Origin of the sequence: Kitasatospora sp. NPDC048407 (genome assembly GCF_043200475.1) — a bacterium.
In the GTDB taxonomy this organism is placed as follows: domain Bacteria; phylum Actinomycetota; class Actinomycetes; order Streptomycetales; family Streptomycetaceae; genus Kitasatospora.
On the sequence record NZ_JBICXW010000003.1, the window covers coordinates 205,661 to 219,731 of the forward strand.

Here is a 14,071-nt window from a genome sequence, read left to right on the forward strand (position 1 = left end):
TCGCGCTACGTCTCGCGTTGTATCCGGAGTATTGCGACCCTGAGACGCCGTCAGGGTCGTGTCCATCCGGAGGTGTACGCCTCGCGTAGGGTCGGGCCCATGAGCCACCAGCCCCCGCTGTCCGCCCCTTCTTCGCCCACCCCGACCGCGATGCGGCGTGCGCTGCGCCGGGCCCGTGACGGGGTGGCGCTGGACGCCGCGGAGGCGGCGGTGCTGCTCCAGGCGCGCGGCGCGGACCTGGCGGAGCTGTGCGGGGTCGCGGCGCGGATCCGGGACGCCGGGCTGGAGCAGGCGGGCCGTCCGGGCGTCATCACGTACTCGCGCAAGGTGTTCATCCCGCTGACCAGGCTGTGCCGGGACCGCTGCCACTACTGCACCTTCGCCACCGTGCCCGGCAAGCTCCGCAAGGACGGCCACGGGCTGTACCTGTCCCCGGACGAGGTGCTGGAGATCGCCCGCCGGGGTGCCGAACTCGGCTGCAAGGAAGCCCTGTTCACGCTCGGCGACCGCCCCGAGACCCGGTGGCCCGAGGCCCGCGAGTGGCTGGACGCGCACGGCTACGACGACACCCTGGCGTACGTGCGGGCTATGGCGGTGCGGGTGCTGGAGGAGACCGGGCTGCTGCCGCACCTGAACCCGGGCGTGCTGTCCTGGACGGACTTCCAGCGCCTCAAGCCGGTCGCCCCGTCGATGGGCATGATGCTGGAGACCACCGCCACCCGCCTGTGGTCGGAGCCCGGCGGCCCGCACCACGGCTCCCCGGACAAGGAGCCGGCGGTGCGGCTGCGGGTGCTGGAGGACGCCGGGCGCAGCGCCGTGCCGTTCACCACCGGGGTGCTGATCGGCATCGGCGAGACCTTCGAGGAGCGGGCCGAGTCGCTGCTGGCGATCCGCAAGGTGGCCCGCGCCTACCAGGGCGTGCAGGAAGTGATCGTGCAGAACTTCCGGGCCAAGCCCGACACCGCGATGCGGGCCATGCCGGACGCCGAACTGTCCGAGCTGGCGGCCGCGGTGGCGGTGGCCCGGCTGGTGCTCGGCCCGGCCGCCCGGATCCAGGCGCCGCCGAACCTGGTGGACGCCGAGTTCGCGCTGCTGATCGGCGCGGGCATCGACGACTGGGGCGGCATTTCGCCGCTGACGCCCGACCACGTCAACCCGGAGCGTCCCTGGCCGCACATCGAAGAGTTGGCCGAACGGACCGCCGAGTCCGGGTACCTGCTGCGCGAGCGGTTGACGATCTACCCCGAGTACCTGAAGCGCGGCGAACCCTGGCTCGACCCCCGGCTGCTGCCGCACGTGCGGGCGCTCGCCGACCCGGCCACCGGCCTGGCCGTCGAGGGCCGCCGCCCCGCCGGCCTGCCCTGGCAGGAGCCCGACGAGCCGATGACCGGCGGAGGCCGCACCGACCTGTTCCGCACCGTCGACACCGAGGGCCGCACCGGCGACCGCCGCTCCGACTTCGACGAGGTCTACGGTGACTGGGAGTCGCTGCGCGAACAGGTCGCCGTTCCCGCCCCGAGCCGCCTGCCCGCCGACGTCCGCGCCGCACTGTCCACCGCCGCCGACGACCCGACGAAGCTGACGGACGACCAGGCCCTCGCGCTGTTCCAGGCCGACGGGGACGCGCTGGACGCGCTGTGCCGGATCGCCGACGAGCTGCGCCGCGACACGGTTGGCGAGGAGGTGACGTACTGCGTCACCCGGAACATCAACTTCACCAACGTCTGCTACACCGGCTGCCGGTTCTGCGCGTTCGCGCAGCGCCGCACCGACGCCGACGCGTACACCCTGTCGCTGGACCAGGTCGCCGAACGGGCCGAGCAGGCCTGGGAGGTGGGCGCGACCGAGGTGTGCATGCAGGGCGGCATCCACCCGGACCTGCCGGGCACCGCGTACTTCGACATCGCCCGGGCCGTGAAGCAGCGGGTGCCGGGCATCCACGTGCACGCGTTCTCGCCGATGGAGGTGGTCAACGGCGCCACCCGCACCGGGCTCTCGATCCGCGACTGGCTGGCCGCCGCGAAGGAGGCCGGCCTGGACTCCATCCCCGGCACCGCCGCGGAGATCCTCGACGACGACGTGCGCTGGGTGCTCACCAAGGGCAAGCTGCCCGCCGCGACCTGGGTGGAGGTGGTCAGCACCGCGCACGAACTGGGCCTGCGCTCCTCGTCCACCATGATGTACGGGCACGTCGACACCCCCAAGCACTGGCTGGGCCACCTGCGGCTGCTGGCCGAAGTCCAGCAGCGCACCGGCGGGTTCACCGAGTTCGTCACGCTGCCGTTCGTGCACACCAACGCCCCCGTGTACCTGGCGGGCATCGCCCGGCCCGGCCCGACCGCGCGCGACAACCGGGCGGTGACCGCGATGGCCCGGCTGCTGCTGCACCCGCACATCCCCAACATCCAGACCAGCTGGGTGAAGCTCGGCGCGGAGGGTGCCGCGGAGATGCTCCGCAGCGGCGCCAACGACCTGGGCGGCACGCTGATGGAGGAGACCATCTCCCGGATGGCGGGCTCCGGTTGGGGCTCCTACAAGTCGGTCCGCGACCTGGAGGCGATCGCCGCCCTGGCCGGCCGCCCCGCCCGGCAGCGCACCACCGACTACGGCCAGGTGCCCGCCGAACGCCGCGCGGCGGCCCTCGCCTCGGACGGACACCTGCCGCGGCTGCTGCCCGTGTTGGACTAGTGCCGCAACAGGCAACCTTTGCCCCGACGGGCAAAAGTTGCCTGCCGCGGCACTGGTGCCTGTCGGGCGGATGGATGTTCGGTGGAGCCCGGCGGTTTCGGCCGGGCCTTCGAATACAGTGCGTCTGCTGTCCGACGCCCGCCGACCGAAAGGCCCCCACCCGTGATGCCCCTGTGGTCACGCGCCCAGCAGCAGGACTTCCGCAGCCGGGTGCGGGGCTGTCTGCTCGGTGGCGCGATCGGCGACGCCCTCGGCGCCGGCATCGAGTTCGAACGGCTGGGGCAGATCCGCGCCACCCACGGCGAGGCGGGCGTCACCGGCTATGTCCCCGCCTACGGGCGGCGCGGCGCCGTCACCGACGACACCCAGATGAGCCTGTTCACCGTCGACGGCCTGATCCGCGCCCACATAGGCCGCGACACCGGAGCCTGGCACCCGCCGTCCGACGTGCACCGCGCCTACCTGCGGTGGTACGCCACCCAGCAGGACTGGGGCCCGGACGAGCGCCGCAAGGACCTCGGCTGGCTGGGCCGCGAGGAGTGGCTGTACGAACGCCGGGCCCCAGGCAACGCCTGCCTGTCCGGTCTGGCCGGTGCCGGGGACGGGCCGCCGGCCACCGTCGAGGAGCCGCGCAACCCTAACTCCAAGGGCTGCGGCACCGTGATGCGCGCCGCCCCGTTCGGGCTGCTCACCGCCTGGGACCCGACCCTGGTGTTCCAACTCGCCGTCGAGTGCTCGGTGCTGACCCACGGCCACCCCACCGGTTACCTGTCCGCCGGGGCCTTCGCGGTGATCGTCCACGCGGTGGCCCGCGGCGGCACCCTGGAGGAGGGCGTCCACCTCGCCCTGGCGCTGCTGTCCGAGCGGCCGGGCCACGAGGAGACCACCGCCGCGCTGCGGGCCGCGCTGGACGCCGTCCGGGCCGGCGTGCCGTCCGCCGAACGGGTCGAGCAGCTCGGCGAGGGCTGGACCGCCGAGGAGTCGCTCGCCATCGGCCTGTACTGCGCCCTGGTCGCCGAGGACGTCCGCAGCGGCCTGCTGCTGGCCGTCAACCACTCGGGCGACAGCGACTCCACCGGCTCCATCTGCGGCAACCTGCTGGGCACCCTGCACGGCGAGACCGCGCTGCCGCCCGAGCTGCTGGCCGAACTCGAGGGCCGCGGCACGATCCTGGAACTCGCCGACGACCTGGTGCTGGAACTGCTGCACGGCCCCGCGCTGCACGGCACCGAGGGCTGGAACACCCGCTACCCCGTCGGCAGTTGACGCTCCTCGGTACGACGGTGCCCGCCGCGGGGGAGCGACGGGCACCGGGAGTTGTGCAGGGAGCCGTGGATCAGACCTCGCCGAAGGCGCCGGTGCCGGCAGCCGCCGCGAAAGCCGCCCAGCTCTCGTTGGAGAAGTGCAGCTGCGCGCCGTGCGGGTCCTTGGAGTCCCGGACCGCGACAGAGGCAGAAGTCGGGACGGCGATCTCGACGCACGCGCCGTTGCCGCCGCTGTAGCTGCTCTTGCGCCAGGTCAGGGTCTCGATGGCCTTGCTCATTTCATGAACTCCTCTGCCAATTCGGTGATCATCGACCGGCTTTCCGTGACACTCATCGCCGCGGCTCGCAGGTGGTCGTAGAGATTGGTATAGCGGCGTACGTCGGCTTCCTTCTCCAAGTAGAGATCGGCCGTCACTCCTTCGAAGTAGACGACTGTGGAATCCGCTGACTCGGGGAACTCCATCAGGGAGAATGTGCCGGTCATCCCGGGGTGGGCACCGTGCTTGAACGGTATGACCTGCAGGTTGATGTTCGGTCGTTCGCCGAGCTCGACCAGCTGGAACAGCTGCTCGGCCATCACCCGCGGCCCGCCGACCTGGCGGCGCAGCACCGCCTCGTCCACCACCACCCACAGGCTGCCGAGCTGGTCGTCACCGTGTATCCGGAGCTGGCGCTTGAGCCGCACCTCCACCCGGCGGTGGATCGCCGCCGGATCGGTGTCCGGCTGGGTGCCGGCCACCACGGCCTCCGCGTACTCCCGGGTCTGCAACAGCCCCGGCACGAAGGAGGATTCGTAAGCCCGGATCGACGAGGCCTCCGCCTCCAGTCCGATGTACACGCTGTAGGGGATGTCCCCGAACTCGTGCCACCAACCGCGCTGGCGCGACTCCTTGGCCATCTCCATCAGCCCGTTGCGGACCCGCTCGTCCTCGACCTCGTAGACGTCGCACAGGTCGCGCACATCGCGCGGGCTGATCGATCGGCGACCGTTCTCCAGTCGGCTGATCTTCGACTGGGAGACCATCAGGCGGCCGGCCACCTCCTCGGCGGTCATCCCCCTGAGTTCGCGCAGCCGCCGGAGCTCGGCGCCGAGCCTGCGGCGGCGAACCGTCGGATTCACGCTGGCGGACACATCGACCTCCGGCCCTACTACTGGCAACAGTGCGGTAATTGGTACCAACCCCCTGACGCTGAGCAGCATGCCACCTCAACTGCGGTCCACGCCCGGGAATCGAGGCAGCACGGTAGAACAGATCATCGGAAAATAGCTCAATCGGGATGGGGGTACTTGCGGACCACCCGCCCCACGCGCTAAAGGGCATTCCTTGCGCCCCAAGACACTTGACGCGGCGCCGGGAAAACGCCCGTCGTGAGAGAACGCCCAAAGGCGGGGGGGGGGGGGGGGGGGGGCCGCGCGCCCCCCCCCCCCCCCCCCCCCCCCCGGCCGCGGGGCAGGTCACGCACCGGCCGCGGGGCAGGTCACGCACCGGCCGCGGGGCAGGTCAGAAGGTGCCCATCGCGGTGCGGACTTCGGTGAGGGTGCGGTCGGCGATGGCGTTGGCGCGGGTGTTGCCGGTGTGCAGGACTTCGCGCAGCAGGGCACGGTCGGCCGCCAGCTCGGCGCGACGGGTGCGCAGGGGGCGGAGGTGTTCGTTGACCGCCTCGGTGGCGGTGCGCTTGAGCCGGGCGGCTCCACCGGAACCGATCTCCTCGGCGACGGCGTGCGGGTCGCGGTCCTGGCAGAGGGCGATCAGCAGCACCAGGTTGGAGACGCCCGGGCGGGTTTCGGGGTCGTAGCTGATGTGCCGGTCGTTGTCGGTGACGGCGCCGCGCAGCAGTCGGGCGGTCTCGTCCTCGTCGGCGCCGAGGGCGACGGCGTTGCCCCGGCTCTTGCTCATCTTGCCGGCGTCGGTGCCGAGGAGCAGCGGGGCCTCGGACAGCAGGGCCTGCGGTTCGGGGAACAGCGGGGTGTAGCGGTCGTTGAAGCGGCGGGCGATGGTGCGGGTGGTTTCCAGGTGCGGCAGTTGGTCCTGGCCGACCGGAACCAGGTCCGCCTTGCAGAACAGCAGGTCGGCGGCCTGGTGGACGGGGTAGGTGAACATCAGCCCGCTGACCGCGGACTGCCGGGAGTGGGCGATCTCGTCCTTGACGGTGGGGTTGCGGGAGAGTTCAGCGACGCTGATCAGGCTGAGGAAGGGCAGCATCAGCTGGTTGAGGGCGGGGACGGCGCTGTGGGTGAAGATCGTGGTGTGGTCGGGGTCGACTCCGGCGGCCAGGTAGTCGAGGACCAGGTTCTCCGCGTGCTCGGCGATCCGGTCGGCCCGGTCGCGGTCGGTGATCACCTGGTAGTCGGCGATCACGATCATCAACTCGAGTCCTTGGGACTGGAGTTGGACCCGGTTCCGGAGTGTGCCGAAGTAGTGGCCGAGGTGCAGCGGTCCGGTCGGGCGGTCGCCGGTCAGGATGCGGTGGTGGCCTTCGGCGCTGGGGGCGATCAGCGGGTTGGCGGTGCGGGGTGCGGTGGCCGTGGTGGCGGTCATGGCGGGAGTTCTCCTCGGTCGCGATGGTGACCGCCCGCCGGGGTGGGCCCAAGTCCGTCGGAGATGATCGCGCCGGGGCCGCCCGTACGGACGGCCCTGGAGTCATGCTTGGGGATCGGCCGTCCTAGGACGGCCACCAACGCAGGCATGACGTGAGAGACATGCGCTCACCCTAACGCGGCGGCCCGGTCGGCGAGACAGATTTCCGGCAGGACGGGACGGAACCGCCAGGCTGTCCAGACACGTCCCTTGGCCCGGCACGCACTGGTGGTGCAGGATCGGGCGAGCCGAGAATCCGGAGGGTTGCAGCCATGACCTCGCTCGACCAGAACGCGCCGAACCGGCCGGACGCGGACACCAACCGCGCCGCGGCAAGCGCGACTTCGGCGGGCCCCGGTTCGGAACACGGCTCGGGCCATGGCTCGGCACCGTCCGGGTCGGACCCGGGCGGGTACTCGGACGCCGACGCGGACGGTCACAGAGCGCCGGACAGCTGCGACGGGATCCGCGCAGGGCTGCCGATGGTGCCCGGGCCGGCCCGCGAAAGCAGTGGTCTCGGGGCGGCAGGTGCCGAGGGCCTGGTGACGGGTGGGGCTACGGGCTCTCCTGGGTCGCTCGGTTGGTCGTCGGGGGTCTGGGGCGGGGGCGTGGTGGCGGGGCGGGTGCGGCCACCTCGGCGGCCGACGCCTTCGCGGCGGCTGAGCCAGGTACGGGCCGTTCCGCCTACGTCGGCACCGCTCGGCGGCGCGGTGGTGGACGGGCCGGTCGCCATCTCGGTGGAGACCGCGCCGGTGGCCCCGGTGGGTGTGCCGATGGGTGTGCTGATCGGTGGGTCACCCGGGCTGCTCGACAGTGCCGCCCCCGGCGTGGCCCGGGTCGTGGAGCGCCGGGTGGCCGCCAAGTTGCTGCGTTTCGGCGCCGGGACCTGCCAGGTGGTGCTGCCCGAGTGGCGGTCTGCCATCGCGGTGTCGGTTTCCACCGAGCAGTTGCAGCGCTCGACCGGGATGACTCCGGAGGAGCTGCGTTCCGCCCTGCTGTCGGTGGTGATCAACCCGGAGGCGGTGCACGACCGTGAACTGGGGCTGCGCGACTGGCAGGCCGAGGTCCCGGCGGCTCGCGGACGCCGGAGGGGGCGGCGCCAGGTCCGCTGATCGGACTCGATCGGCATCAGCGTGCGGGTGCGGGTGGTCGGGGGCGGCTCCTCTCTACGGGCTGGCGGGGTTCGGTGCGGCTGGGGTTGGGTGCGGCCGCAGGCCCCTCCGTCAGCTGCTGCGGGTTGTGGTGTCGTTGGGCACGTAGCCGAGGTGAACCGGAACGATCGGACCGGGTACCGCGGCGCGGAGTGCGGCGAGCAGGGCCGGCAGGTTCGGTGGCCAGAGTGGATCGGCGTCCGGTGCTGCCAGCTCGGTTGGCGTCCACCAACGCCACCCGAGGATGCCGTCGACACGGTGGACTGCCGCTACATCTCCGGGCTCACGTCGCGGGCCGTGAGTCAGGAATATGTGCTCGTGCTGGCGGACGGGCGTGCCGTGCCAGGTGAAGTCGTGCTCCCAGGTGCAGAGGAGTTCACCGGGCCGGAGGTCGGTCCAGCCGGTTTCCTCGTGCAGCTCGCGGAGCGCTCCCTCGGCGGGCGTTTCGTCTGCCTCCAGGCCACCGCCCGGAGCGTTCCAGTGCACCCCGATCTCGGAGTTGTCCGATCGGAACAGGAACACCTCACCCTCCGGTGAAACCACCACCGTTCGCGCCGCTCGACGGGGCAGCCGCTCGCCCTTGGGCCTGTGACGTCCTGTGATCCATCGCACACGGAAAGCCTGGCAGCGCAACCGCCGGACTGTCGATCGAATTTTCGGCCACAGCGACGGGCGCGGTGCGGGCGTGTGGAGCAGAATGCCTGGTCAACGCCAGGCCAAGGAGAGCGCCTCCACCGATCGGTGGACCTAATCTGAGCCCCATGGTCGACCCCATCGTCATCCTTCCCTCGGACCCGCTCCTGCCGCGTCGGACGGACCCGCACTTCGCCTGGGAGGCCGGGCTGATCCGGGCCGCCGGCGGCAGCACGGCGCTGCTCGACCACGACGCCCTGCTGGCCGGGGATGCCGAGGCCGCCGTCCGGCGCGTCCCCGTCGGGTCGGGACCGCTCTGGTACCGGGGCTGGATGATTCCCGTCGCCCGGTATGCCGAGCTGGCCGGGGCTCTCGCCGACCGTGGCTGCGCGCTGCTGACCGGACCGAACGAGTACGCCACCGCCCATGAACTGCCCGGCTGGTACCGGACTTTCGAGCCCGTGACCCCCGCCAGCGCCTGGCTGCCCGGCACCTCCTGGGACCGTCCCACCCTGGCTGCGGCCGCTTCCGCTCTCGGCGGGCGCGGCCCCGCGATCGTCAAGGACTACGTCAAGTCCCGCAAGCACGAATGGCACGAGGCCTGTTACGTGCCCGAGTTGGCCGATGTCGACGCGCTGGCGCGCGTGGCGGCACGGTTCGCCGAGTTGCAGGGCGAGTTCCTCGCGGGCGGGCTGGTGCTTCGCCGCTTCGAGTCCTTCGCGCGCACGACGGACGGCCGGTCGGAGGAGGCGCGGGTCTGGTGGCTGGACGGCGAACCCGTGCTGGTCGGGCCGCACCCCGACTGCCCGGCAAGCCGGGTCGAGCCCGACCTGTCCGCCGTCCGCCCGCTGGTGCGGGAGTTGGGGTGCCGCTTTGTCACCACCGACCTGACGCGACGGGCCGTGAGCAGTAGCGGTGCTGGCGGGGCGGGCGGCGCCGAAGGCGGATGGCGGGTGGTGGAGGTCGGGGACGGTCAGGTCAGCGAGCTGCCGTCCGGGGTGGATGCCGCGGCGCTGTTCCAGGCGCTGTTGGGTGCCGTGCAGGCTGCGCGGTTCTGAGGGGACCGGCCCCGATTCCGGGCGGCCCCCGGGCCCGGCGGTGTGCCGAGCCCGGGGGCCGATTCCGAAGTGATCAGCCGAGTACCGGGGCGGGGTGCCCCTCGGCGATGAAGGCCTTCCACAGCTTGGCGTAGGTGCCGTCGCGGTCGAGCAGTTCGGTGTGGGTACCGTCCTCCACTATTCGTCCGTGGTCGAGGACGACGATCCGGTCGGCGCGTTCGGCGGTGGTGAGCCGGTGGGCGATGACCAGGGTGGTGCGCCCGCCGCTGAGCCGGTCGGCGGCATTGTTGACGGCGGCTTCGGTGGCGAGGTCGAGAGCGGCGGTGGCCTCGTCGAGGAGCAGGATGTCGGGGTTGACCAGCTCGGCCCGGGCGAGGGCGATGAGCTGGCGCTGGCCTGCTGAAAGGTTTCGGCCTCGGGCGGCGACGGTGTGCTGGTAGCCGCCGGTCAGCCGGGTGATCATGTCATGTGCTCCGACCGCCTTGGCCGCGGCTTCGACTTCGGCGTCGCTCGCTCCGGGGCGTCCGTAGGCGATGGCATCGCGGACCGTCCCGGCGAACAGGTAGGCCTCCTGTGGGACGACACCGAGCCGGTGCCGGTAGCCCTCCAGGTCGTAGGCGGTCAGGTCGGTACCGTCGACCCGGACGGTGCCGCCGGTGGCGTCGTAGAACCGGGCGACCAGTTTGACCAGGGTGGACTTGCCCGCGCCGGTCTCGCCGACCAGCGCGACGGTCTGACCGGCGGGTATGTGCAGGTCGATTCCGGCGAGCACCTCGGGGTTGCCCTCGCCTCCACCGTTGTAGGCGAAGCTGACGTTTTCGAAGTCGATCTCGCCGCGCAGCGCCCCGACCGCAACAGGCTGTTCGGCCTGGGGCGTGCTGGTGGGCGTACGCAGCAGTTCGCGGATCCGGCCGAGGCCGACGGCGGCCTGCTGGTAGCCGTCGAAGATCTGCGAGAGCTGGTTGACCGGTGCGAAGAACAGGTCGATGTACAGCAGGTACGCGACCAGGGCGCCGATGGTCAGAGTGCCGTGGTCGACCCGGGTGGCGCCCGCGATCAGGACCAGGGCGGAAGCGACGCTCGACAGGAACTGGACGAACGGGAAGTACAGCGAGATGTACAACTGGGCCTTGGCCCGGGCGTGCCGGTAGGCGAGGCCGCGTTCGACGAACCGGTCGGTGTTGGCGTCCTGGCGGCGGAACGCCTGGACGATCCGCATGCCGGCGACGTTCTCCTGCAGGTCGGCGTTGACGGTGCTGATCAGATCGCGGGAGACCTGGTACTGCTGGGCGGACTTCTTGCGGAACACCAGGGTGGCGATGATCAGCAGCGGCAACACCGTGAGGACCACCAGGGCGAGGCCGGGGTCGATCACGACGAGGGCCACGAAGATGCCGAAGAAGGTGAACACGCTGACCACGGCGGTGACCACACCGGTCTGCAGGAACGAAGATATGGAGTCCACGTCCGTCGTCATGCGGGTCATGATCCGGCCGGTCAGCTCGCGCTCGTAATAGTCGAGACCGAGCCGGTTGAGGTGGGCGAAGATCTTCAGCCGCAGGGTGTAGAGGACACGCTCGCCGGTGCGCCCGGAGACCGTGCTCTCGGTGGCCTGCACCAACCAGTCGAGCAGGACGACGGCGAGGGCCAACAGGGCGGCGACCGCGACGCCGCCGATGGCGGCCTTGCTCACGCCGTCGTCGATGCCGTGCCGGATCAGCACCGGCAGAGTCAGGCCGGCGGCGGTGTCCAGCGCGACCAGCAGCAGCGCGAGCAGCAGGGGACGGCGGAACGGGGCGAGCAGCCGGGCCAGGTTGAACCTGGGGTCGGCGGTCTCGGCCTGCTCGACCGGGACATCGGGGGTGTCGGTCGCGGGTGGCAGGGCGGCGACCTTGGCGAGCATTCCGGCGTCGGCGGCGGGCTTCTCGGCGACCGCGGAGGTGTCCGCGTTCCGTGCGGGTTCCGTGTCCTGTACGGACTCGGCGGCGGGCGCGGCCAGGGCGTCCGGGTCAGTGATCAGCGACCGGTAGCGCGGACAGCGGGCGGTGAGTTCCTCGTGGGTGCCGATGTCGATCAGCCGGCCGGCTTCCAGCACGGCGATGCGGTCGGCGAGTTGCAGGGTGGAACGGCGGTGCGCGATCAGCAGGGTGGTGCGGCCGGCCATCACACTGTCCAGCGCGTCGTGGATCTCCGCCTCGATCTGCGGGTCGACCGCGGAGGTGGCGTCGTCGAGCAGCAGGATGCGCGGGTCGGTGAGGACGGCACGGGCCAGGGCGATGCGCTGGCGCTGGCCGCCGGAGAGTGTGAGGCCCTGCTCGCCGACCTTGGTGTCGTAGCCGTCGGGGAGCCCCTGGATGAACCCGTCGGCCTGGGCGATCCGGGCAGCGGAGAGGATCTGCTCTTCGGTGGCCTCGGGGTGGCCGTAGGCGATGTTGGTGCGGACCGTCTCGGAGAACAGGAAGCTCTCCTCGGGCACGATGCCGATGGCGGCGCGCACCGAGTCGAGGGTGGCTTCCCGCAGGTCCTGCCCGAACAGTCGGACAGTGCCGGAAGTTGGGTCGTAGAACCGGGGCACCAACTGGGCCACGGTCGACTTGCCGGAGCCGGATGCGCCGACCAGGGCCAAGGTCTCCCCCGGCGCGATCTTCAGGCTGAGGCCGTCCAGCACCGGGACGCCGTCGGGGACGCTGCCCGGCTCGGGGTGCTCCTCGGCCCGGTAGTGGAAGCCGACCCGGTCGAACTCCAGCGCCGGGGTGCCGACCGGGGCCGCGTCCGGGGCGAGGGGCCGGGCGTCCGGCGTCTCGGCGACCAGCGGGCGCTGGTCGATCAGCTGCACGACTCGTTCGACACCGGCGCGGGTCTGCTGGGCGACGGTGATCACCATGGCGAGCATCCGGACCGGGGCGGTCATCTGTGCCAGGTAGGTGGAGAAGGCGACGAAGGTGCCGAGGGTGACATCGCCCCGGACGGCCAGCCAGCCACCGACGGCGAGCACCGCGACCTGCCCGAGTGCGGGGACCGCCTGCATGGCCGGGGTGTAGCGGGCGTTCAACCGGATCGAGCGCAGCCTGGCGGCGAACAGCTCCCGCGAAACCCGCTCCAGCTTGCCGCGCTCCTGGGCCTCCTGGCCGAAGCCCTTGACGACCCGAACGCCGCCGACCGCGGCATCCACCACACCGGCGACCTCGGCGGCCTGTTGCTGGGCGGCCCAGGTGGCAGGGAAAAGACGCTTGCGGCTGAGCGTGGAAAGCCACCACAGGGCCGGGGTCATCACCAGCGCGATCAGGGTGAGCGGCAGCGACAGCCAGAGCATGACCACCACCGACATGCCGAACATCAGGGCGTAGCCCGTCATCATCGGAATCATCGAGAGCAGCCCGGTGACCAGTTGCAGGTCGGAGGTGGCGCGGCCGACCACCTGGCCGGTGTCCAGCCGGTCCTGGCGGTGCCCGTCGAGCCTGGTCAGCGAACGGAACAGGTCAACGCGCATGTCGTGCTGGACGTCAAGCGCGAGCTGCCCGCCGTAGTAGCGCCGGACCTGCGTGCACAGGAACACCGCGGCGGCCGCGACCAGCAGCAGCACCGCCCAGGGCATGAGCGGGCGGCGGTGCGTGGTGATCACGTCATCGATGATCAGCTTGGTGATGAGCGGGACGATCGCGGTGATCGCCATGCCGACGAGTGACGCCCCGAAGGACAGCAACAAGTTGCGGCGGTAGCGCCAGCAGTAGCCACCGAGCCGGCGGAGCCAGCCTTGCTCTGGGAAACCATGAGTCTCGGGCATATTTAGTGATGCTAACCATTCGGCCGATTGGGCGTCCATCGGATTCGAAGGGCGCATAGGAGGCTGAACGACCCGGGGCCGCGCTTCCTTCCCGTCTACAGACTGCCCGCAGCACGCGGTGGTGCGCCTCCAACGATCGGCTACTTCTGGGTCGTCCGATCGTCCTAGGCGGGGGTGCAGCCAGCTTCAGCCCGGGCCTCGACCTGCCCGTAAACCCACAGGTCAGACGACTGAACGCGGCTCCACGACCGCTGCGGAGGCTGCTACGAACGCCCCCTGGGCCAGCGCGCGCAGCAGTGCCGCCATCGCCTCCCGGGACAGGCCGGTCCGCTCGGCGGTGAGGTCCGCCGGGGCGGCCTGCGGCGCAGCGCTGTGCGGGGTGGAGTTCAGCAGACCGAAGACCGCGTGGACGGCCGCGCGGGCGGTCGGCTCCGCCTCGGCGACGGCCAACGCGGCGAAGGCCTCGCGCACCACCGTGACCCACAGCTCGACGTAGCCGCGCTGCAGTCGGCGGACCCGGCGGCGGTCCTCTTCCTTGAGGTGGAGCAGTTCACGGTCGTGCAGGATGATCAGGTCGCGGTCGTCCAGCGCGAAGTCGATGTGACCGTCGATCAGGGAGTCCAGCGCGGCCTGCGGCCCGGCGGCCGCGCCGACCCGGCGGCGGCCCTCGTCCAGCAGGCGCTCGCTGATGCCGACCAGGAGATCGGCGAGCATCGCGTCCTTGCCCGCGAAGTGCCGGTACAGGCCCGGTCCGCTGATGCCGACCGCCTTGCCGATCTCGTCCACACCGACGCCGAGGAAGCCGCGGGCGGCGAACAGCCTGGCGGCCTCCTTCCGGATCTGGTCACGGCGTGGGAGCACGGGGGCGGCGGGGCGGTTGGGCATGCTGCCCATCGTAGACAGTCGGGTTATC

Annotated in this window: 10 protein-coding genes; 4 read left to right on the forward strand and 6 right to left on the reverse strand. The window is 71.5% G+C overall.

Features of this window, described 5'->3' with window-relative positions:
* Nucleotides 1-99 precede the first annotated feature (99 nt).
* Entirely contained in the window at nt 100-2,688 is a 2,589-nt protein-coding gene (locus ACGFWJ_RS09020) for a bifunctional FO biosynthesis protein CofGH (protein WP_392946823.1), read from the forward strand.
* Nucleotides 2,689-2,853: 165 nt separating this feature from the next.
* On the forward strand, nt 2,854-3,954 hold the full coding sequence (locus ACGFWJ_RS09025) for an ADP-ribosylglycohydrolase family protein (RefSeq protein WP_392946825.1): 1,101 nt from the start codon (nt 2,854-2,856) through the stop codon (nt 3,952-3,954).
* Between the two features lie 70 nt (nt 3,955-4,024).
* On the opposite strand, the gene ACGFWJ_RS09030 is transcribed toward ACGFWJ_RS09025, so the two are convergent.
* The 3 genes from ACGFWJ_RS09030 to trpS all read right to left on the reverse strand — a co-directional run bounded on the left by ACGFWJ_RS09030 (nt 4,025) and on the right by trpS (nt 6,493).
* A complete protein-coding gene (locus ACGFWJ_RS09030) occupies nt 4,025-4,231 on the reverse strand; it encodes a DUF397 domain-containing protein (protein WP_387638378.1) in 207 nt (68 codons plus the stop codon).
* Nucleotides 4,228-5,085 carry a helix-turn-helix domain-containing protein gene (locus ACGFWJ_RS09035; protein ID WP_392946828.1) on the reverse strand — a complete coding sequence of 286 codons (858 nt, stop codon included), beginning with the start codon at nt 5,083-5,085 and terminating at the stop codon, nt 4,228-4,230. Before ACGFWJ_RS09035 ends, ACGFWJ_RS09030 begins: the two co-directional genes overlap by 4 nt.
* Nucleotides 5,086-5,455: 370 nt before the next feature.
* Nucleotides 5,456-6,493, reverse strand: a complete 1,038-nt coding sequence (gene trpS / locus ACGFWJ_RS09040; protein ID WP_392946831.1) for a tryptophan--tRNA ligase — start codon at nt 6,491-6,493, stop codon at nt 5,456-5,458.
* 749 nt (nt 6,494-7,242) lie between these two features.
* Here trpS and ACGFWJ_RS09045 point away from each other — a divergent pair.
* Nucleotides 7,243-7,644 (forward strand): hypothetical protein, encoded by a 402-nt coding sequence (locus ACGFWJ_RS09045; RefSeq protein ID WP_392946833.1) that lies wholly within the window; start codon nt 7,243-7,245, stop codon nt 7,642-7,644.
* Nucleotides 7,645-7,755: 111 nt separating this feature from the next.
* Here ACGFWJ_RS09045 and ACGFWJ_RS09050 read toward each other — a convergent pair whose 3' ends face one another.
* The gene (locus ACGFWJ_RS09050) at nt 7,756-8,205 is read right to left on the reverse strand and encodes an NUDIX domain-containing protein (RefSeq protein ID WP_392946836.1); all 450 of its coding nucleotides are present in this window, start codon (nt 8,203-8,205) and stop codon (nt 7,756-7,758) included.
* Between the two features lie 239 nt (nt 8,206-8,444).
* On the opposite strand from ACGFWJ_RS09050, the gene ACGFWJ_RS09055 reads away from it, so the two are divergent.
* Nucleotides 8,445-9,374, forward strand: coding sequence for an ATP-grasp domain-containing protein (locus tag ACGFWJ_RS09055; RefSeq protein ID WP_392946839.1), 930 nt, complete (start codon nt 8,445-8,447; stop codon nt 9,372-9,374).
* A 73-nt stretch (nt 9,375-9,447) separates the two neighbouring features.
* Here ACGFWJ_RS09055 and ACGFWJ_RS09060 read toward each other — a convergent pair whose 3' ends face one another.
* A complete protein-coding gene (locus tag ACGFWJ_RS09060; RefSeq protein WP_392946842.1) occupies nt 9,448-13,158 on the reverse strand; it encodes an ABC transporter ATP-binding protein in 3,711 nt (1,236 codons plus the stop codon).
* Nucleotides 13,159-13,380: 222 nt separating this feature from the next.
* Nucleotides 13,381-14,043, reverse strand: a complete 663-nt coding sequence (locus ACGFWJ_RS09065) for a TetR/AcrR family transcriptional regulator (RefSeq protein WP_387647237.1) — start codon at nt 14,041-14,043, stop codon at nt 13,381-13,383.
* Nucleotides 14,044-14,071: the final 28 nt, after the last annotated feature.